15 protein-coding genes are annotated in these 19,761 nt (G+C 70.2%); 5 read left to right on the top strand and 10 right to left on the bottom strand.

Annotated features, from left to right (window positions below; translation table 11 throughout):
• A partial coding sequence (locus QHF89_RS50255; protein WP_425440851.1) for an MYXO-CTERM sorting domain-containing protein occupies positions 1 to 159 on the top strand: 159 nt, incomplete at its 5' end.
• Between the two features lie 87 nt (positions 160 to 246).
• Here QHF89_RS50255 and QHF89_RS34665 read toward each other — a convergent pair.
• From QHF89_RS34665 to QHF89_RS34675, 3 genes are all read right to left on the bottom strand, one after another.
• Positions 247 to 2,478: an FG-GAP-like repeat-containing protein gene (locus tag QHF89_RS34665; RefSeq protein WP_284721295.1), complete on the bottom strand. Its 2,232-nt coding sequence runs from the start codon at positions 2,476 to 2,478 to the stop codon at positions 247 to 249.
• Between the two features lie 101 nt (positions 2,479 to 2,579).
• Positions 2,580 to 2,828 carry a hypothetical protein gene (locus QHF89_RS34670; protein ID WP_136935707.1) on the bottom strand — a complete coding sequence of 83 codons (249 nt, stop codon included), beginning with the start codon at positions 2,826 to 2,828 and terminating at the stop codon, positions 2,580 to 2,582.
• 386 nt (positions 2,829 to 3,214) lie between these two features.
• Positions 3,215 to 3,580 carry a hypothetical protein gene (locus QHF89_RS34675; RefSeq protein WP_136967403.1) on the bottom strand — a complete coding sequence of 122 codons (366 nt, stop codon included), beginning with the start codon at positions 3,578 to 3,580 and terminating at the stop codon, positions 3,215 to 3,217.
• A 116-nt stretch (positions 3,581 to 3,696) separates the two neighbouring features.
• Between QHF89_RS34675 and QHF89_RS34680 the strand changes: the two genes are divergently transcribed.
• A complete protein-coding gene (locus QHF89_RS34680; protein ID WP_136967404.1) occupies positions 3,697 to 5,253 on the top strand; it encodes a MopE-related protein in 1,557 nt (518 codons plus the stop codon).
• Positions 5,254 to 5,540: 287 nt separating this feature from the next.
• Positions 5,541 to 7,364, top strand: a complete 1,824-nt coding sequence (locus QHF89_RS34685; protein ID WP_136935704.1) for an HTH domain-containing protein — start codon at positions 5,541 to 5,543, stop codon at positions 7,362 to 7,364.
• A gap of 271 nt (positions 7,365 to 7,635) precedes the next feature.
• Here QHF89_RS34685 and QHF89_RS34690 read toward each other — a convergent pair whose 3' ends face one another.
• From QHF89_RS34690 to QHF89_RS34705, 4 genes are all read right to left on the bottom strand, one after another.
• Positions 7,636 to 9,159 carry a di-heme oxidoreductase family protein gene (locus tag QHF89_RS34690; protein WP_136967405.1) on the bottom strand — a complete coding sequence of 508 codons (1,524 nt, stop codon included), beginning with the start codon at positions 9,157 to 9,159 and terminating at the stop codon, positions 7,636 to 7,638.
• Complete coding sequence (locus QHF89_RS34695) at positions 9,150 to 10,631, bottom strand: RCC1 domain-containing protein (RefSeq protein WP_284721296.1); 1,482 nt, start codon at positions 10,629 to 10,631, stop codon at positions 9,150 to 9,152. Before QHF89_RS34695 ends, QHF89_RS34690 begins: the two co-directional genes overlap by 10 nt.
• The gene (locus QHF89_RS34700; protein WP_284721297.1) at positions 10,628 to 12,325 is read right to left on the bottom strand and encodes an RCC1 domain-containing protein; all 1,698 of its coding nucleotides are present in this window, start codon (positions 12,323 to 12,325) and stop codon (positions 10,628 to 10,630) included. Before QHF89_RS34700 ends, QHF89_RS34695 begins: the two co-directional genes overlap by 4 nt.
• 146 nt (positions 12,326 to 12,471) lie before the next feature.
• Positions 12,472 to 13,485 carry a shewanella-like protein phosphatase gene (locus QHF89_RS34705; RefSeq protein WP_136967408.1) on the bottom strand — a complete coding sequence of 338 codons (1,014 nt, stop codon included), beginning with the start codon at positions 13,483 to 13,485 and terminating at the stop codon, positions 12,472 to 12,474.
• A gap of 130 nt (positions 13,486 to 13,615) precedes the next feature.
• Between QHF89_RS34705 and QHF89_RS34710 the strand changes: the two genes are divergently transcribed.
• Positions 13,616 to 14,509: a LolA family protein gene (locus tag QHF89_RS34710; protein ID WP_284721298.1), complete on the top strand. Its 894-nt coding sequence runs from the start codon at positions 13,616 to 13,618 to the stop codon at positions 14,507 to 14,509.
• A 15-nt stretch (positions 14,510 to 14,524) separates the two neighbouring features.
• Here the strand turns inward: QHF89_RS34710 and QHF89_RS34715 are convergent, their stop codons facing one another.
• Entirely contained in the window at positions 14,525 to 15,277 is a 753-nt protein-coding gene (locus tag QHF89_RS34715) for a glycerophosphodiester phosphodiesterase (RefSeq protein ID WP_136967409.1), read from the bottom strand.
• Positions 15,274 to 16,251, bottom strand: coding sequence for a hypothetical protein (locus tag QHF89_RS34720; protein WP_284721299.1), 978 nt, complete (start codon positions 16,249 to 16,251; stop codon positions 15,274 to 15,276). Before QHF89_RS34720 ends, QHF89_RS34715 begins: the two co-directional genes overlap by 4 nt.
• Positions 16,252 to 16,325: 74 nt before the next feature.
• On the opposite strand from QHF89_RS34720, the gene QHF89_RS34725 reads away from it, so the two are divergent.
• Complete coding sequence (locus QHF89_RS34725) at positions 16,326 to 18,272, top strand: serine/threonine-protein kinase (RefSeq protein WP_136967410.1); 1,947 nt, start codon at positions 16,326 to 16,328, stop codon at positions 18,270 to 18,272.
• Here QHF89_RS34725 and QHF89_RS34730 read toward each other — a convergent pair whose 3' ends face one another.
• Positions 18,273 to 19,688, bottom strand: a complete 1,416-nt coding sequence (locus QHF89_RS34730) for a serine/threonine-protein kinase (RefSeq protein ID WP_136967411.1) — start codon at positions 19,686 to 19,688, stop codon at positions 18,273 to 18,275.
• Positions 19,689 to 19,761 lie beyond the last annotated feature (73 nt).

Genomic DNA, 19,761 nt, shown 5'->3' on the forward strand with positions numbered 1-19,761 from the left:
GGCGACGCTGGCGCCGGCGGCGCGGGCGGCGGGGGACCCGACGACGGCGGCTGCGGCTGCCGGACGGCGCCCGGCGCGGACGAGGGGCACGCGGGCTCGCTGCTCGTGGTGCTCGGCGCGCTCGGCCTCGTGATCGGGCGGCGGCGCAAGGCCGCATGAGAAGCCGCGGGCCCGTCGTGGGCCTGCGCGGATAAGGAAAAGGGCGGGCCCACGTGGGTCCGCCCTTTTTTTATCGTGCAGGGAGAATCAGTTCAGGTCGCCGCACTCGACGCCGCCGAGCGTGGCGCCGTTGTTGTCTTCGAGGCATTCGTTCAGGCCGCCCTCTCCGGCCTCGTCCTTGTCGACCTCGACGTAGAACGACATGACGACGTCGCTCGCCAGCGTCTTGTAGGGCATGACGACGAGTTCGTACTGGCCGGGCAGGAGCGCCTTCGTGGTGGTCGCTTCACCGATGAACGTACCGTCCGGGCCATTGCCCCGGTAAAACCTCACCTTCACGCCGGGCGGGACGCCGTCCGTGCCCTTGTTTTGCACGAACGCCCGGAGATCCACGCCGCCCGGGCAGGGGGCGAGCGAAGCTTCGAGGCTGACCTGGAGGTCGGGGGCATTGAAGACGCCGGCGCCCTGGTTCGACTGGCGGTAGTTGTTGAGGCCGAAGGGGCTGATCCAGCTCGCGGACTCGGGCGAGGGCACGGTGCCGTTCGCGTTCACGTTCGTGAGGTGGTAGGCGTGCTGGTTCCAGATCTTGCGCGTCCGCACCCAGTTGTCGTCCGCGTCGCCGTAGACGTAGATGCCGTGCCGCAGGCCGTTGGCGCCGTAGGGGCAGCCGTTTTGTCCATTCAGGTGGAAGAGGTCGTTCGCCGCGAGCACGACCTCGGTGTTGTTGTCGCCGTCGACGTCGGCGACGACCGGGTACTCGTGGATCGTCGCCGACGGGTTCTTCTCCTCGAAGAGCGTGTCCCCAGTGGCGCCGTCATAGACGCGGAAATAGCATTCGTCGTTGTAGACGACCTCGGCCGCGCCGTCGCCCTGGAAATCGAAGACGCTCGATCCGGTGCGGTTCGACGAGCCGTCCTGCGTCGTCTTCTGCCATTTCACGCTGAGCGTCGCGGTCTCGCCGGCCTCGAACTCGAAGACGGAGTACGCCGTGCCGTTCGCGGCCGCGATCTCCGGGCGGCCGTCGTCGTCGAAATCGGCGATGGTCGGGGGGCCGCCGAGTCCATTGCCGGGCATCTCGACGCTGGCGATGACCGCGCCGGTCGTCGGGTTCTGGACACGCACGGTGTCGTTCGAGACCACGACGAGCTCGGGCTTGCCGTCGAGGTCGAGATCCGCGATCGCGGGGTAGCCGTCGCTGAGCGCGGCTTGCTCCCAATACGTGGTGCCGTCGGACCGGAGCGCTTTTTTGCCGCTCACGATCTCCTGCGGCATCACGCCGTCGAGGTCGGCGATGATGCTGACGGCGCCGTAGGTGCCCGTGTTGGCCCCGAAGAACGCGCCGCCGTTGAACCGGAGGACGCCATTCGCATCGAAGACGGCGCCGCCGACGACGATCTCGGGTTTGCCGTCACCCTCGAGGTCTGCGATCGCCACCGTGGCCGAGTCGAGCGCCACGGTCCAGTTCGTGGTGCCGTCCGCTTGCTTGGACGTCCATTTGACCTTGCCGTCGTGCTCGAACGCGATGAGCCCGCCGCCCGCCTTGCCGGTCACGATCTCGACGAATCCGTCGCCGTCGATGTCGGCCGCCGCCGGCGTCACGCGCGGCTGTACGCGGTTCGCGTCGGCGTACACGTCCACGGCCGCGTCCCATTTCTCGATGCCGTCCTTGCCATTCAAGGCGCGCAGGTAGGCCGTCTGGCTCGCGTTGAAGTTGTTCGACGTCACGATCACCACGTCCGGGGTGCCGTCGTTCTCCAAATCGACGACCACGGGCATGTTGATGACCTGGTGGAACGCCGGGAAAATGGTGCTCTCCGTCCAGGACCATTCCAGCACCGGCTTGAGCGGTCCGGGCGGCGGCTTGTATTCGCAGGTCGCGGCGCCCGGGGGCGGCTGCGGCAAGCAGACGCCGAGCGTCGATTCGCAGAACTCGCCCTCGGCGCAATCGGCCCAGTCGAGGCAATTGCCGCCGGGCTGGGCGCATTGATCCGCCACGCAGACCTCGCCGGCCCCGCAGCACACCGAGAGATCGGCGCCGCAACGGACGTTCGTGGCGCAGGCCGGCAAGCAAGCGTCGATCACGCACTCGGAGCCCTGCGCGCAGCAATCACCCGTGCCGCAGACGATGCCGGACGGGCATCCCGGGACGAACACGCCGCCCGAGCCGCCGTCCCCGCCCATTCCACCGCCGGCCGTCCCCCCCATCCCCCCCGCGCCGGCCATTCCCCCCGCGCCCGCGGTGCCCGCGGTGCCACCGGCCCCCGTCCCCTCACCGCCGCCGCTGCATGCGGCCACGCCTCCGAGGGCCAAGATCAACATCCCACCAAGCGCCTTCATCGTTCTCCGCATCTTCCAACCTCCAAGAAGCGGAAGGAGAACGGGGACGGAAGTGCGCGTCAAGTCGTGGGGATGCCCGTTCCCTACGTTCGTTCGCGATCCGGCGGAGTGCCGGGCGGCGTGGGTGTCGCGCCTGTGTGCGTGCTCGTACGGGCGCGAGGTCGGATCGCGGCGAGCCGGGCGGCCGCGCCTTCGAGGGCGGCGGCTGCGTCGTGGAGTGCGGCGGCTGCGCCGGAGAGCGCGGCGGCGGCGTCGGAGAGGCCGGGCGCGGGAGGCGGCGGAACGCTCGGCGAGGAGCGCTTCGCGCGCAGAGGTTCGGCGCTCGGCGGCACGCTCGGCGAATGTCGGTTCGACCCGGGCGTGGGGACCTGTGTGGAATCGGGTCGACGGGATCTCCCGGGGGCCTGCGTGGCCCGCGGAGGCGTGACCCGTGGCGGGGATTGCGTCATGGGAAGAAAGCGCGAAGTGCGTCATGGAGCCCGAAAAAGGGGTCGGTAAGGAGGTGGGCCCTGCGCTCCCGCGACGCGCTCGAAGGCGCGCACCATTACATAGCAACGCGTGTGCCATTTTGGAAACGTTCCTTTTTCGCGCAATCGTGACGAGGCGGCGTCGAGGGTGCACGCGGCGCGGCGGTCCAGAGCGTGATCGGGCCGTCCTGCACGCGCCGGCGATAGAGGTGGCTTTGCCTCGGTGTGCGCGGACGAACGCGATGCGGGGTTCAGGGTTCGTCGTCGTCGGTGCGGCGGAGCCGCGCGCGTACGGGGGGGAGGGGGACGGTCGCGTTCGGGACGGGCCGCTCGGGGGCCTCGCGCTGGTAGGCGCCGATCGTCGCGCGGACGATGGGGGGCAGGAACACGTGCTCGAGGTCGACGCTGGCGAGCGAGGCGGCGACGGTGGCGATGCGGTCGACGAGCGGCGCGCGTTCGTCCACGAGGATGACGCGTTTGCCGCGGATGACACAGAGCCCCCCGCGCCACTTCTTGCCGCCGTCGGAGAGCGAGGGGTCGAAGGACTCGGAGCGCACGGTGATGCCCGCCTTGCGCGCGGCTTGAATGAGCTCCTGAAGGAGCCGCCCGAGCTCCATCCCCTGAGCGTACTCCCGTTCGAGGCAGACCGCGTACGTTTCCTGCGTTTCCTGATATTCTCCGGGTGGGCGACGGCGCGGGCTGCCGCCGGGGGTGTCTTCGGGAGGCTTACGTCGTGCGCTTTTCGTTTCGCTGGGGGCTCGTTCTTGTTGCGCTCGCCACGCCGGCCGTCTGGCTCGGACCGGGCTGCGGCGCGCGCACCGACATCGAGGACGACGACACCCTCGACGAGGACGAAGACGACGCCGGCCCCGACGCGCCCGGCGACGACGCGCAGCCGGACGTTTCGCCGGACGTTTCGCCCGATGTCTCGCCCGATGTCTCGCCCGATGTCTCGCCGGACGTCGTCTTCGACGTGGTGGAGGAGAGCGTCGAGGACGCGCCGCTCGACGTGGTCGAGGATGTGCCGATCGACGTCCTCGAGGACGTGCCGGTGGATGTGCCGATCGACGTGCCGATCGATGTCCCTGTCGACGTGCCCGAAGACGTGCCCGAAGACGTGCCCGAAGACGTGCCCGAAGACGTCCCGGAAGACGTGCCTGTGGATGTCCCGGTCGACGTGCCGCAGGACGTGCCGCAAGACGTCCCGCAAGACGTGATCCCGGATGGCTCCTGCCCGGATGCCGACGGGGATGGCTACACGGTCTGCGACGGGGACTGCAACGACGCCGATCCGCTGGTGAACCCGGGCGCGTTCGACTTCCCGAACGGGAAGGACGACGACTGCGACGGCGGCATCGACAACCCGAACACCGCCTGCAGCGCGGGCTTGCAGTACACCTCGCAGGATCCGCTCGACTACGCGAAGTCGATCGAGCTTTGCCAGACGACGACGCTGAATGCGACCGGCGCGAACAAGCGCTGGGGCGTGATCACGGCGGAGCTGCGGCTCGCGGACGGCACGGGTACGCCGTTCCCGCAGTCGCACGCGATCATCACGTCCATGGGCAACGTGCTTGGCCCGCGGGCGAACCAGAATTTCGTCTTCCTCTCGACGGGGCTCGCGGCCACGCCGAGCCAGCCGTACTTCCAGTTCGGCACGCCGCAGGGCGGCACGGACACCGGCACGCAGTCGGCCACGCCCCCCGGCTTCCCGACCAACAAATCAGGATGCCCGGTTCCCTTCGCGTCCACCGCGTTCAATCCGGTCAATCTCAAGATTCAGGTGCGTACGCCTACAAATGCGAACAGTTTTGCGTTTGATCATGCGTACTGGTCGTCGGAGTACCCGGAGTATGCCTGCTCGCCGTTCAACGACCTTTGGGTGGTGCTTTTGAAGACGAACGCGCCGGGAATCGCGAACAACCGCAACGTGGTGTTCGACGGCCAGGGGACGCCCGGCTCCGTGAACCTGAATTTCTTCGATCGTTGCGTGGCCGGTCCGACGGGTTGTTTCGGCACGCCGGGGTTCAATTTCTGCTCGGGGGGCAAATCCGAGCTCGCGGGCACGGGCTACGACGACTTCGACTCGCCTTGCAACAACACGCCGAGCTCGATCGGCGGCAGCACGGGATGGCTGACCACGGAGGCGCCGATCGTGCCCGGGGAGATCGCCACGGTGGAGTTCATCGTGTGGGACTCGTCCGACGGCATCTTCGATTCGTCCACGATCCTCGACTTTTTCCGCTGGTTGCCGAGCAAGCTCGCGAACCCGAAGACGCACCGGCCCTAGCGGGCAGGCGATGCGGGTTCGTGGGAAAAAAACTCCGTCCAGGACGAACTTTCGCGTCGAGTTCGTGCGAGGGGGGAGGGGTGGGCGGGCTGGCGTGGTTGACTCGTGGATCGTCCCGTGTTATGCGGCTGTTCAGTAGCGTGTCCGGCCGAGTGGGAGCGAATGTGCGCTTCCCGGTCGTGGCGGGCAGAGGCCCAGCGCGTGGCGTCGGAACAAGGGCGGCACGTGCGACGCGCACCAAGAGGAGCGCCCCGAGTGATGGGAGCGCCCGAAGGGCTGGACAAAAGATGACGTTTACCGATGCAGCGGCCGAGGTGCTTCGCCTCGTCGGCAGGCCGCTCCACTACAAAGAGATCACCGATATCGCGATAGAGAAGAACTTGCTCAGCCACGTCGGGAAGAGCCCCGAGGTCACGATGGGCGCCCGGCTCGCCGCGATGCTCAAGAAGGACTCGTCCGACACGCCGCTCATCCGGGTGAAGCCCGGCGTTTTCGCGCTGCGGGAGTGGGACGAGAAGACGCTCCGCGCGGGTCTCGATGGCAAGAAGGGCAAGCGCGGCGGCAAACAAGAGCCTGCCAAGGCTGCCCGGCACGAGGTCGAGGAAGAGGTCAGCGCCCCGGAGGCCGTTGAAGAAGAGGCCGAAGGCGAGGCGGAGGCCGCGGAGGCCGAGAGGGACGAGGCGCCCGAGGTGATCGAGGCCGCCCCCGCCGCCCCCGTCGAGGTCGTTGCCGCCGAGGAAGACGCTGACGAGGACGACGACGAGACGCTCGTTTCTCCGGCTCCCGCGGCCAAACTCGCTCCGCCCATGCCCCGGCCGTCGGCGCCGTCGTACACGCGCGCTGCCGAGGAGGAAGAGATCGACGCTGGCCCCGCCGGCCCCGACGACGTGATGCGCGCGGAAGCGGCTGCTGGCGCCGCCGAGATGTTCGACGAGGAAGAGGACGACGATCAGCCGATCCTCGGTGGTGGGGACGAGCGCGCCGGTGGGGGCGCTGCCGATGCCGGAGGGGAAGGTCGTCGCCGTCGTCGCCGCCGTCGCCGGGGTCGCAGCACGAACGGCGAGGCGCAGGCCGTGCCGACGAGCGGAGGCGGGCTGCCTTCGTATACGGCGACGCCCGCGTTCGAGGTTCGTCGCGACGGCCGCGACCGTGACATGGGCGGCCGCGATCGGGATCGCGACGTGGGCCGGGACCGCGACCGTGACGTGGGTCGCGAACGGGACCGCGAGATCGTGCGTGATGTGGCGCCGACCGAGGCTGTGTACCGGGGCCCGCAGGTCATCGAGTTGACCCCTGGGGAAGGTCATCCGGCGCTGGATGATCTTGCGGGTCGTGAGCTCGCCGATGCGGTGGCCGCGATCCTGTCGACGTTCGATCGCAACGCGGGTGCTGTGTCTCTGCGGCAGATCGCCGAGACGGCGCAGCGACGTGGTCGCCTCTCGGGGGATGCGCAGCTCGTGCAGTCGCAGGTGGCTGCTGCGGTGCGCGCTGACAATGCCCGGCGGATTGCTGCGGGGCAGCGGCCGCGCTTCCGGTTCGCGGGGGGCCGCGTGGCCCTGACGGATTGGCTGCTCGGCGGCGATCTGGCGCGGCTGGAGCAGGAGGCCCTCGCTGCGGTGGAGCGGTATCGCGATGGGGCTCGTCGCGCGTTCGCTCGCAAGCTCGGCGAGCTGCCGGGGCATGCGTTCATCGAGGTTTGTGTCCTCGCGCTCGAGCGTATGGGTGTTGGGCAGCTTCGCGCGGTGCGCCGCGCGGGTGCGCCTGGCGGCGAGTCGCACTTCTCGGGCGTCTTGCGCATGGGCAACGACGAGATTCGGGTGGCGATCGTGATTCGGCGCGACGGCCGCGAGGTGGGTCGCGAGCGGGTGACGGAGCTGCGCGGCTCGCTGCACCACTATGGACCGGCCACGGTCGGATGGATCTTCACGGCGGGACAAACCTTGTCCGGCGCGCGGGAAGAGGCGTCTGTGCCGGGGACGGCGCCGATCGCGCTGTATGACGGCCTTGCCGTGGCGCGGATGTGCGAGGACAACGACGTGGCGGTCATCCGGGCGCGGCTTCCGATCGCGATTCCGGACGTCGACCTGCTCGACGCGCTCCGCGCCTCCTGATCCTGGGTGGGGGGCGCTGCCCCCCACACCTTCCCGCCCGCTCACCTGCCGCTGCTGTTCGTTTGAGCACAAACGAACAGCGGGGCGATCCTCACCCCTTCATGGGTCCTCAAACGATCGCGTTAGCTGCCTCAGCGACGCCGCGAATCCATGCACCTTTGCATCGACCGCATCGCGGTTGATGCACCTGAGGTCCAGGGCTGGCCCTGGTCCAGGTCCAGGGGCGGACAGCCCCTGGTCGGGGTCCGGGGTGAAACCCCGGCGCGGCTGCTCAAAGCGAGCTGACGAACTGCAGAAGCGCTGCCCGGTCTACACCAGACATCGCACGGAAGGACGCGCGTGCGGGTTCGGCTTCGCCGCCGTGCCAGAGGATGGCTTCTTCGATGCTTCGGGCGCGTCCGTCGTGCAGGAGCCTCGTGTGACCGGAGACGAGGCTCGTCAGGCCGATGCCCCAGAGTGGCGCGGTGCGGAAGTCGCGCCCTCCGGCTTCGTGGTCGGGGCGTTCGTCGGCGAGACCTGCGCCCATGTCGTGGAGCAAGAGGTCGGTGTACGGGTAGATGTGCTGCCCTTCGACCTCGGGAAAACCTGCGAGGGGGCCGGTGACGAAGGACGGGACGTGACACGCGCTGCAACCGGCTTGCGAGAAGAGCGCCTTGCCGAGCAGCACGTCGGGCTCGGCGGCTTCGGGGCGGTGGGGTACGGCGACGAGGTGCGAGAGCACGACGATCGCGTCGAAGCGAGCTGCGTCGATGTCCAGCGTCGTGCTTGCGGCTGCGGCGCAGGCTGCCTGGAGGGGCGGGCAGTTGTCGGTCGGGTGCAGCGGGGAGGTGATGCCGATGTCCCCGAGGAAGGCCCCTGCGGTTTGTCGCGCGAGATCCACCTCGTTTGCTTTCCAGCCGAATCGCCCGGGCGCGAGGTTTCCCTCGACGGAGATGTGGTTTCTGCGGCCGCGGATTCCGTCTCCGTTTTTGTCGTGGGGGTCGGCGAGCGCTTCGATGTCTTCGTCGCGGATTGCGGCGAGCAGGCCGAGCCCGATCATGGGCTGCGCCACGCGCGGGGAGAAACGCGTGCCCTCGGCGAGCGGGCCGAAGGCTAGATCGTGGGCCGTGTAGGTCGGCTCCAGCAGCTCGTATGCGGTGCCGTCGGCATAGGCGGCGGCTTTGGCTTCGTAGGCGACGGAGAACCAGCCTTCCGGCGGGACCCCGGGGATGGCCTTGTTCTGGATTTGATCGCCGTAGCGAGGATCGGGGACGAAGGTGGCGCCGTCCGCGGATGGGATCGACAGCCGCACGAGCATCGATGTCATCGGCTGGCCTGGGGGCGGCGGCGCGCCTCGGCCGCCTCGGAAATGGCAGCTTCGGCAGGAGGTGCCGACGTACGTGGGGCCCAGGCCGTCGCGGTCGACTTCGCCTCCGACGGTCCAGGCGACGTCGAAGAGCGCGAGTCCGGCCTCGAAGGTCCCGAGGCGCTCCAGGGAGAGGTTTGCCGCGGGCCGCAGGAAGCTTTTTTCGTCGCGTGTATCGATGGTCGTGTCGCCGCCGGGGCGCTCTTCGCCGGGCTCGAAGGCGGCCGGCGTGGCTCCGCCTGTGCCTCCGGTGCCGCCAAGACCGCCGCCGCCTGCGCCTGCGGCGCCACCAACACCGCCGCTGCCAGGTCCGCCGCCCGATGCGCCCGCCCCTCCGGTGCCCGAAGCCGAGCCGCCGGGGCCCGCGGGGGCCTCGTCGGAGCACGCCACCCCGAGCGGGATCACGGCGAGGAGGGCGATCCGACGCGCCGCGCGGAGGCTCACGGCCACGGCACCACGACAGGCACGCTCGATCGTTCCGGGCCTTCGGGCGGCAGCGGGAGACCGAGCTGCCCGCTCGTATTCGATCCCCACGCCTGGAGGCCGCCGCTTTCGTCCACGGCCACGCCGCCGGTGAGGCCCGCGGAGATCGCGCGCACGTGGCCAACGAGGCTGGGCGTCGGCTTGGTCCGCATGTTCGTGTCGCCCACGCCGAGCTGCGCGAGGCTGTTTTGCCCCCAGACGAGGTGCTCGCCGCTCGCCAGGACGACATGGCTCGTGTTTCCCCGGGCGCCGAGCGCGATCGCGGGGCCGGGGAGCACGAGGGGAACGGGCTGTGGCTTCGAGGCCAGGATCCCGGCCGATCCGTCGCCGAGCTGGCCACTCGAACCGAGCCCCCAGGCGTAAAGCCCGCCGGCAGCGGCCAAGGCGAGGACATGGTCTCGGCCGGCGGCCACGTCCACGATGTCCACGAGGTTCGGGACGATGAGCGGATCGGGGTGGGGCGAGGCGTCCTCGTCGCCGAGGCCGAGTTGCCCTTCGTCGTTCGAGCCCCACGCGTGCACGAGGCCCTTCGTGTCGACCGCGAACGACGCGTCGTCGGAGGCGGCGATCGCGACGATCCCGTCGAGCGGGACCTCGACGACGCCTGCATGGCTCTCCGTGTCGCCTGCGCCGAGCTGGCCTCGGTTGTTGAGCCCGGCGGCGAAGAGCCGGCCGTCCGCGCGCAGGAACAAGGCATGGCCTCCGCCGGGCGCGATTGTCGCGATGTCCTCGAGCCCTGGCACGGGCTCGAAGGCCGATGGTCCTCCGGGAGCCTTGAATACGTGCCCTTCGGCGTCGAGCGCGAAGAGCGTGTCTCCATTTTCGGCGACGGACACGAGCGCGGTGGGCGCGTCCTTTTTGGCGGGGGTCGGGTCGCCGCCGCCCCATTGCACGAGGGTTCCGTCCCGGAGGGCGAACATCGTGTCGATGGAGGTGGTCACGAGGCGCCCGCCGTGGAGATTTCCCTCCACGGTCGCCGTTTTTCCCGACGCCGAGACGATCGTTACGACAAACACATTCGCGCCGCGCGCACGTGGCAGCCGGAGCCGCGCCGTTCCTGTGGTCACCGTCGTATCGATCGATTGCTCGTTGGTGATCACCTCGCTGAGCGCGAGCCGGAGCGTCGCGCCGCCTTCCGGCACGGAGAAGGCGACGTCCACGTCCACATGGCGTCGCTCGAAGGCCAGCCCGGGCAGGGGGCTCACGAGCGTGAGAACGACCGTTTCGTCCGGATTCGAGCCTCCGCCTTCCCCGGCCGAACTCCCGCCGTTCCCGCCGTTCCCGCCGCTCCCACCGCTGCCGCTGCTTGCGGCCGTGCCCCCTGCGCCCGCCGCGCCGGTCGAACCCGCGGCGGTCGTCGTGCCTGCCGGCGGATCGCCGGAGCACGCGACCGCCACGACTCCGGCGAGCGTGCACAGGGCGAGCGCGCGGAGCCTCATGGCTGCGTCACGAGCCCCGGCGTCGGGTAGGCCCAGTTGTTGAGCAGGTTTGGCCGCCCGAGGCTGCCGTTCGTGCTCCATCCCCACGTGTAGACCGCGCCGTCCGGCGTCAGCCCGATCGCGTGGGTCGCGCCGGGGTCGATGTCGAGCGTCGCGGGCAGCGCGAGCGGCGCGTCCGGCGCGCTCCGATCGACGGTATCGTCCCCGCCGATGCCGAGCTGCCCATTGAAGTTTTGCCCCCAGCCGGCCGCGCTCGCGTTCTTCCGGGCCGCGAAGCTGTAGTTTCCATCGGCGAACACCGCCGCCGCGTCCTGCAATCCCACGACGGCCGTCGGCGAAAGCACGTCCGCGTCCGCGCCGCTCATTCCATTGCCGACCTGGCCGCTTTGGTTGAGCCCCCAGGCGGCGACCGTCCCGTCGGCGCGCAGCGCGAGCACGTGATCCCGCCCGGAAGCGAGGTGCACGACGTCGGTCAATCCCGGCACCTGGACCGGCATGGGGTGCGGATCGGTGTCGGCGGTCCCTTGGCCGAGGTTGCCGTATTGGTTCCTCCCCCAGGCCCAGACCGTGCCGTCGCGCCGCAACGCCAGCGAGTGCTTCGATCCGCCGACGATCTGAATGACATCGTCGAGCCCCGTGACCACCACGGGGTAATGGCGGTCCTCGGTCGTGCCGTCGCCGAGCTGCCCGGAGCTATTGTCGCCGAACGCGCGCACCGTCCCGTCGTCGAGCAAGACGAGCGTGTGATCGTAGCCGAACGTCGCCGCGAGGACGCCGGTCAGGTTCGGGTTTTGCGTGGCGATTTCGCGTTTGTCGGCGTCGGGCATGCCCGGGGCGCCGAGGCCGAGCCGGCCGTCGGTGTTGGTTCCCCAGACGAACAGGACGCCGTCCTTGCGGAGCGCCAGCGATTGGTTCTGGCGGAGATCGATCGCCGTGATCTCCTCGAGGCCAGGCACGAGCACGGGCTCGAAGCGCGACGTCGTGTCGCCGACGCCGAGGCCGAGCTGACCGAGGTTGTTGCGGCCCCACACGGCGACCTTGCCCGCCGTGATCGCGCCGGTGTGGGAGCCACCGGCGCCGAGCCTTCGTTCGAACGTCACTTCGAGCGGCACCTCCGTCCGGTTGCCCGCCAGATCTTCGGCGGCCACGAGGAGCGTGTTTTTCCCGCGGGTCGGCCGCTCGTCCACGGTGCCGTCGAACACCGGCACGCCGCTGCTCATGTCGAGGGGCACGGCGGGGGCGCCGTTCCACGTGTATTCGACCTTGGCCAGGCTGCCTGGATCCTCGGCGTGCACGGAGACGTGGAGGCGCGCCGTGCGGAGGAGGGCGCCGCTTTGGGGGCCTCCGAGCGTCACGATGGGCGGGGTCGTGTCGGGGGGAGCGCCGCCCCCTTCGCCGCCGCTGCCGCCGACGCCTCCGCTGCCGCCAATGCCTCCGCTGCCGCCAGCGCCGCCGCTACCGCCGGTGCCACCGCTACCGCCAATGCCACCGCTGCCGCCGGCGCCGCCGCTACCGCCAATGCCACCGCTGCCGCCGGCGCCGCCGCCAATGCCGCCGCTACCGCCGCTGCCTGCGGGCGCTGATCCACCTGCGCTGCCCTGTCCAGGGCCCGCTTCTCCTTCGTCGCTGCAACCAGCGCCTGTGCAAAGCACCAGCGCCGACGCCAGCGCCCATGCAAGGAAGCCTGTTCTCATCCCGTACCTACCTGGGATGCCGAGGCTAGTCCGCTGTGGCGAAGATGTAAATGAATATCATTTTCAACGTACAAACGAGGAATCCAGGCGCGCTCGCGAGGGCCCCCACGGGAACGCGGGCGGGGCGGGGAGCTCGACGCCGGAGCTCAGGGCTCCGCGCGGATCGGCCGTACCTCCGCGCCCTTGATCTCCAGCACTTCCGGCTTGCCGCCGTAGTGCTTCGACATCCCCACGTCGATGCGCCACACCTGCTCGCCGCACGCCGACGTGATGCCGCCGCGCTGCGGCGTGTGACCCACGACCATGCGCTTCGCGGAGAGCATCGTCAGCGTCTCCGCGAGCACCCGGCAATCGTCCGGGCCAGGCGCCGCCGAGTAACGCCGCAGCCAGACCGGGCCGTCCTCCGCGGTGATGAGCCCGGGCAGATCCCGCGCGGTGCCGTCCATCCACGCGCTCACCTCGCGGTTCATCCGGTCGAGGCCATACCGCACGTGCTTGGGCGAGATGCCTCCGTGGACGAACACCGTGTCGCCGACGACGGCCACGATGCCCCGCTTGGCGAGCTTTTTCGCGTACGGCCCCCCCGGCAGGAACGCGGCGGCGCGCGCCTTTTCGTTCTCCGGGACGCGCGCGAGGCGCGGATCCGTGGTCGTGATGCCGGGGACGCCCTCGAAATCCTTGAAGGAGCCGTCGGTCACGTAGCGGAGATCGAGCTGGACGTTCATCACCTCGTGGTTGCCGTTCATCGCGATCACGGCGCCGCCCGCGGCCTTGGCCTCGTCGGCGAGGCGCTCGAAGAGGTCCACGATCTCGCGATCCGCGTCGCCGCGATCGATCTCGTCCCCGGTCTGCACGACCATGAGATCCTTGCCGATCCAGTGGTCCTTCTCGTCGATCGCGCCCGCGGTCCGCAGCGCCGTGCGTGTCGCCGCGAGGTCGCCGTGCACATCTCCGATCGCGACGATCCGCGCCGGAGCCGCGATGCGCTTCGGTTGCTCGAACGCCGCCTGCGCGCTCGCGCTCGGCGCGGCGCCGGGAGAAGCCTGCGGCCCCGCGGCGGCGGGCGGCTTCGCCGGGGTCGACTCCGGGATGGGCTTGTCGCAGGCGGTGAGGGCGAGGGCGACGACGGCCACGGCGAGCGAGGGGATCCGCGCGTGCATCGTCCGGGTCTACGCCACCCGTGGCGCGCTCGCAAAGAGCGTTGCGGCCAGAAATGCGCTTCCCCGCCGAACCCCCTCCCACCCTCGCCTCGTTGACGGGCTCGGACTTTCCTGCAACGGTCGAGCCCGCATGCGCGCCCACGTCGCACGGTGTTCCCTCGTCTCGGCCCTCCTCTTCGCCACGGCGTGCGGCGGCACGCGTCCGCCCCCGTCGGTCTTCCCCACCGGAGACGACGCGCTCGGCCGGATGAAGGCCACGTACGCGTGCGTCAACGGCGTGCAAGGCCAGGCCAAGATCGACCGCTTCGCGCCCGAGGGCCGCGTGCGCGGCGAGGTACACCTCTTCGCCGTGAACCCGGACCGCGTCCGCTTCGACGTGGTCAGCCCCTTCGGCGCCATGCTCTACACCCTCACGGCCGACGGCGAGCGCTTTCAGATGCTCGACGTTAAAGAGAAGCAGTTCCTCTTCGGCCCGGCGAGCCCCTGCAACCTCGCGCGCATGACCCGCGTCCCCATCCCCGGGCACGCGCTCGTCTCGCTCCTCCGCGGCGAGGCGCCCGTCCTCTTGCACCAGCCCGGCGCCCCCACGATCACCTGGGACACCGACCACGGGTTTTACCGCGTCCTCGTGCCGAGCACGCGCGACGCCCAGCAGGAGATCCACCTCGGCATCCGGCCCGAGGACTGGGACAACCCCTGGGCCCAGCAGCGCGTGCGTGTCCTCTCCGTGCTCGTCTCGCAGCGCGGCGCCGACCTCTACCAGGCCGAGCTCTCGAACCACGAGGCCGCCCGCACCGCGCCCCCGCGGGTCGATCCCGACGGCATCGAGGACCCGATCCAGCCCATCGGCGGCGCCTGCGACGCGGAGCTGCCGCGCTCGATCCGCATGCGCGTGCCGCACACCGAGGAAGACGTGATCTTCCAGTACAAAGAAGCCCAGTGGAACCCGCCCCTCGTGCCCGGCGCCTTCCAGCAGACCGAGCCCGGCGGCGTCCGCAAGCTCTTCGTCACCTGCGACAAGTAGAGCTGGAGCGCGCGGCTACCCGAGCGCCGCGCGGATGAGCCCCGGCACGTCCGTGATGATGCCGTCCACGCCGAGGGCCGCGAGATCCAGCGCCTCGCGCGTGTCGTTCACCGTCCACACGTTCACCACGAGCCCGCTCTGCACAAGCCGCCGCACCGTGCTGCCCTGCGTGAGGATCCGCTCGACGTGCGCCGCTTGCCCGAGGCCCCGCGCGAGCTCGAGCGCGGCCCACGACCAGCGCGTGCGATGCACCAGAAGCGCCCGTGGGATCCGCGGCGCGAGCACGCCGAACGCCGCGACCATGCGCGGATCGAACGACGACACGATCACCGGCACGCGTGGATCGAAGGCCCCGAGCTTCCGCGCCGTCGCGCGCACCACGGCTGCTCGATCCGGCACGTCGTGTTTCATCTCCACGTTCACGGCGAGCCCGCGCGCCTGCACGAGCGCGAGCACCTCCGTGAGCCGCGGCGCGCGCTCCCCGCTCCCCACGTCGACCCGCCGGATCTCCTCGTACGGCAGATCCGAAGCGGCCCGCATGTCCGCGCCGCCCGTCACGCGCTCGAACGTCGGATCGTGCAGCACGACGAGCTCCCCGTCCCGATCGACGCGCACGTCGAGCTCGACCCCGTCCGCGCCTTCGGCGGCCGCGAACTCGAACGCCGCGAGCGTGTTCTCCGGCCGCGCCCCGCGCACGCCGCGGTGCCCGTACACGAGCGGCGGCCGCCCTTCTGCGCGCCGGAGGGCTGCTGCGCCGCGCCACCTCACGTGTCGAGCTCCCGCGCGATCGAGAGCGCCACGGCGCGCGCCCGCGGCAGCTCCGAGAGCGGGAACGACGCCGCCCCCACGACCGGATGCCCGCCGCCGTCGTAGCGCCGGCAGATCGCGGCGATGTCGTGCCGCCGCTCCTTGCCGCACCACGGGTTGTACCCGACCGACACCTTGCAGTGCTGCTTCTGGCGGGTGAGCGTCACGGAGTACATGGCCTCCGGGAAAAGGGCGTACGTGACGAACTTCGCCGCCGCGTCGAGCGGCGCGTCGCTGAGGTCCACGAGCACCACGCGTCCCATCGTCGTCCCGACCTGCTTCACGCGGCGGATGAACGTCTCGCGCGCGGCGCCGAGCGGCCGGAAGAGCTCGGCGATGTCGGCCCCGCGCGCCACCTCGTCGAGCGGCCGTTCGAGCAGCCGCGGCACCATGTCCTTCAGGAAGGGCCCGTCGCCGTGGTGCTCGACGACCGACGCCAGCTTGAGCACGGGCTCCTCGCGATCGACCGCGGCCTCGGCCGAGGGAAAACGGGCCGCGTCGATCACGTCGGCCCAGGCGACGAGCGGCGCGAGCGCCTCGCTCCGGATGCCGTACTGCGCGCTCGCCACGTCCGCGATGAGCTTGGTGCACGAGCCGTAGGTGGGCTCGTAAAACACGTGATGCGTCGCGTCTCCCGAGGCGAGCGCCGCGCGTTGCTCCTCGGCCGAGCCGAACGCCGTGATGTGGTGATCGAAGTACCAGGACAGACGCTGGCTCTTCGTGTACCGAAAATCCAGGATCGCGTTCTCGTCGCCGTCGAGCCACCCTTCCGGGATTGTCGCCATGCCCGGTCCGTAGCCGCACGAGCGGTACCGGAACGAGAGCGCCTGTTCGGGGGAGAGGCAGCGCACGAGATGCGTGAACATGACGGCGCTTGCCATCCCGTCGAAGCAGTGGCCGTGCGTGGCGACGACGATATCGCGGGGCTTCCTCACGCGGGACAGCGGTAGCACGACCCCCACGAGCGAGCACCGCGCGCCTCGGACGTTTTTTTCGTAGCATCTGGGGCATGGCGTCTTCGGGACGGGGAACGACGGAGGGAGCGCTCGCCCGGGCGACGGAGCTCCCGCCGGGGACAGACGCCCCGCCTGCCTCGTCGATCGAAGATCCCGTCGCGCTCGGACCGAAGCTGCTCGACCACACGAGCCTCACGAGCGAGGAGCCGACGCTGGCCGAGACGCCCTCGATGGCGGGCGTACGCCGCACGACGCCGCCGCCGCCGCGTGTCTCCTTGCCACCGCCGTCGCGCATCTCCTTGCCGCCGGCCTCCGTGCGCACAGGGCGTATCTCCGCCACGGGGCGCATCTCCGCGTCGCCCTCGATCCTGCGCCCGACGACGGCCGGCTACACGATGGCCGAGGCGCTGCACACGGAGGAGGCGGCGCGGGCGAGCGCGTTCGGCCGCGTCATCGTGATCCTCTGCGCGTTCGGCGTGGTGTCGTTGCCGCTCGCGCCCGACACGATCATCCGCTTGCCGTTCAGCGTCGCGCTCGTGGCGATGGGGAGCGTCGGCGCCTGGGTGTGGTGGCGCGGCAGGGACGAGGCCCGCTACACGCACCGCGTCCTTCGGATCTTCGTGGTCGCGTGCCTGCTCATGATGCCCATGACCATCTACTACCTGGGCGTCTTCTCGCCGGCGCCGCTGCTCGTCACGCTGGCCTTCGGCGTCTTCGGGATGAGCGACGACCGGCGCTTCATGTACGGCGCGGCGGGCGGGGCCATCTCGCTCTACCTCGTGCTCGCGATCCTCGTGGGGACCGGCGTCCTGCCGGACGTGGGGCTCTTCCGTGCGACCGACGCAGCGCCGAACGCGCGGCTGTTCATGACGCTCTACGTGCCGAGCGTCCTCGCGATCGCGGCGTGGCAAACGCGCACGAGCCGCATCGCGGCGATCGAGGCCATGAAGCGCTCGGTCGAGGCGAGCCGGCTCGCGGCCCAGCGCGAGGCGCAGCTCGACGAAGCGCACCTCATCCTCGAACGTGCCTTGCGCGCCGGCGCGGGCCTCGACGGTCGCCACACGGGCGCGATCGCGGGTGCGTATTGCCTCGCCGAGGTGATCGGCCGCGGCGCGATGGGCGAGGTCTACGCGGCGGCGCACGTGGAGACGGGCGAGCGCGCGGCCGTGAAGCTGCTCTCGGCGGCGGGGCTCGAAAATCCGGCGCTCGTCGAGCGCTTCCTGCGCGAGGGCGAGATCTCGCAGCGCCTCGAATCGCCCCATGTGGTCAGCGTCTTCGCGGTCGGCGCGACGGACGACGGCGCGCCGTTCATCGCGATGGAGCTGCTCGAAGGCAAGGATCTCGCGCACCACCTGCGCCAGGAAAAACAGATCGATCTCGCCCGCGTCACGGAGCTGCTCGAGCAGGTTGCCCGGGGCCTCTCGGCGGCGCACGCCGCGTCGATCGTGCATCGCGACCTGAAGCCGCAGAACCTCTTCCTGTCGCAGGCGGACGGAGGCGCGCCGACCTGGAAAATCCTCGATTTTGGCGTCTCGAAGCTCCAGGGCTCCAAGGGCACGCTCACGCAGGCCGCGGTCGTCGGCACCCCGGGGTACATGTCGCCCGAGCAGGCGCAGGGCATCGAAGCGGACGTGCGCAGCGATCTGTTTTCCCTCGGCGCCGTCGCGTACCGCGCGCTCACCGGCAGGCCGCCGTTTTCGGGCACGGACACGCCGCAGATCCTCTTCGAGATCGTCTACAAAACGCCGGCGCGCGCCTCGGACATCGTGCCGAACCTCCCGCGCGACGTGGACCTCGTCCTGGCCCTCGCGCTCGCGAAAAAGCCCGCTGATCGGTTCCCGAGCGCCGAGGCGTTTGCCTCCGCGTTCACGCTGGCGAGCCGCGGAAAACTGCCGAGCGCGCTCCGGGAGAAAGGGCGCGCGCTCGTGGCGAAGTATCCCTGGGGAAAGGCGATCACGGAGCGTGAAGGCCGGGACACGCGGACAAACCGCGCTCCCTGATCACGCCGTCTCGCGCTCCTCGGGCGTCATCACCCAGAGCACCGCCCCCGGCCGGATCCCTGCGGCCTCCAGGGACAAACGCGCTCCGCCTTCGCCGACGTCGTCCTCGACGAACCGCTTCGTCCGCGGCTCGAACAGGATCCATTCTTTTCCGTACGTCATCGGAGGCACCTTCGCGCCGGCGCGCCGCATGGCTTTCCAGATCCGCGCGATCAAGCTCGAAAGATTGGGGTGAACGTCGAGGGAGAGCGTCCAAAGCTCGCTCTGCTCTCCGAGAAACCGACGCGGATCCACGGTCACGTGCCGGCTCCCCACGCGTGTCGGCAGCTTCGGCACCGCCGACCGAGCGGCCGACCGCGGATCCTCCGAGGGCACCCGATCTGCGACGGATCCCGCGAATTCTGTCGGCTCGTCGCCGCGCAAGGGCCGCTCCGAGGCGGGTGGCACGACGAACCGCGGCGTCGACATCGACGAAGGCGGGCTCGGCGGCGTGCTCGAAGCGGCCACCCCGCGGGACCTCTCCCCGGTCGCGAGCAGATCCTCCCGGAGCGTTTCGTCCGGCGAAACGAATCGCGCGAACTCCGAGAGCATCACCTCCGCGCTCTGCGGCCGTGATTCCGCGGGAATCGCGAGCGCGCGCTCGACCACCTCGGCCACATCGGCGGGCACCCACGGCGCGACCTCCACGAGCGGCCTCGCGGGCGTCACGCAAATGGCCACGAGGAGCTGCCCGATCGACGAAAGGTGTTGATGGGGCGCCCGCCCGGCGAGCGCTGCGTACAGCACACACCCGAGCGACCACAGATCCGTCCGATGATCGACGTCGCGGCTGTTTTGCACCTGCTCCGGCGACATGTAGAGCGGCGAGCCGAGCAGATTGCCCGTGGCCGTCAGGTCCGTCGTCTGCCCGAGGCCGAGGGGCTCGGCGCGGACCTTCGCAATGCCGAAATCGAGGATTTTTACCGTCAGCGTGCCATTGGGCTCGCGGGCGAGGAACAGATTGGCCGGCTTGATATCGCGGTGCACGACGCGCGCCGCGTGGGCGGCGGCGAGCCCGCGGAGGATTTGGCTCGTGATGCCGAGGGCGCCGCGCAGCGAAAGCGTGCCGATCCGGTCGATGAGCCGCTGCAAATCCTCGCCTTCGAGCAGCTCCGTCACGAGATAAAGCGCTCCGCTCGGCTCATCCGTCCCGGTATCGAGGATGCGGACGATGTGCGGGCTCTGGATCCGCGAAATCGCCTGCGCCTCCCGCCGAAAACGCCGCAGCCCTTCGCCCGCGGCGAGGTGGTGATGGAGCACCTTCACGGCGACCCGCGCGCCCGTCTCGGTGTGCGCGGCTTCGTAGACGGCGCCCATTCCCCCGCGCCCGAGCAGGGATATGAGCTTGTACTTCTTGCCCAGGGTCTCGCCGATCAAGCGGGGCCACGGTAGACGACGGTCGGACCGTTGGCAATGAGCAAATGTTCAGTATGTCCGGCGGCCTCGCTTG

This window comes from Polyangium sorediatum (assembly GCF_029946465.1).
GTDB lineage: Bacteria > Myxococcota_A > Polyangia > Polyangiales > Polyangiaceae > Polyangium > Polyangium fumosum.

Bases quoted from the DNA above. Each gene is read 5' to 3' on its own strand.
- QHF89_RS34725 (WP_136967410.1), top strand. From the start codon at position 16,326: ATGGCGTCTTCGGGACGGGGAACGACGGAGGGAGCGCTCGCCCGGGCG.
- QHF89_RS34710 (WP_284721298.1), top strand. From the start codon at position 13,616: ATGCGCGCCCACGTCGCACGGTGTTCCCTCGTCTCGGCCCTCCTCTTC.
- QHF89_RS34705 (WP_136967408.1), bottom strand. From the start codon at position 13,485: ATGCACGCGCGGATCCCCTCGCTCGCCGTGGCCGTCGTCGCCCTCGCC.
- QHF89_RS34675 (WP_136967403.1), bottom strand. From the start codon at position 3,580: ATGGAGCTCGGGCGGCTCCTTCAGGAGCTCATTCAAGCCGCGCGCAAG.
- QHF89_RS34700 (WP_284721297.1), bottom strand. From the start codon at position 12,325: ATGAGAACAGGCTTCCTTGCATGGGCGCTGGCGTCGGCGCTGGTGCTT.
- QHF89_RS34685 (WP_136935704.1), top strand. From the start codon at position 5,541: ATGACGTTTACCGATGCAGCGGCCGAGGTGCTTCGCCTCGTCGGCAGG.
- QHF89_RS34695 (WP_284721296.1), bottom strand. From the start codon at position 10,631: ATGAGGCTCCGCGCGCTCGCCCTGTGCACGCTCGCCGGAGTCGTGGCG.
- QHF89_RS34665 (WP_284721295.1), bottom strand. From the start codon at position 2,478: ATGTTGATCTTGGCCCTCGGAGGCGTGGCCGCATGCAGCGGCGGCGGT.